Source organism: Enterobacter sp. ZOR0014 (genome assembly GCF_000798855.1).
GTDB lineage: Bacteria > Pseudomonadota > Gammaproteobacteria > Enterobacterales > Enterobacteriaceae > Enterobacter > Enterobacter kobei.
On sequence record NZ_JTLF01000225.1, the window covers coordinates 1 to 206 of the forward strand.

Here is a 206-nt window from a genome sequence, read left to right on the forward strand (position 1 = left end):
CAAACGATTTATCACTTAAAGATTCAATCAATGCAAATAATTTATCGCTTAAAGGTTCAATCAACGCAAACGATTTATCACTTAAAGATTCAATCAATGCAAATAATTTATCACTTAAAGGTTCAATCAACGCAAATAATTTATCGCTTAAAGGTTCAATCAATGCAAATGATTTATCGCTTAAAGGTTCAATCAATGCAATGTTC

General features: G+C 28.6%; 1 protein-coding gene. It reads right to left on the bottom strand.

The genetic code is table 11. The features are described from left to right. The coding region (locus L977_RS24730) for a hypothetical protein (RefSeq protein ID WP_047625801.1) at positions 1 to 206 on the bottom strand (206 nt) is incomplete at both ends.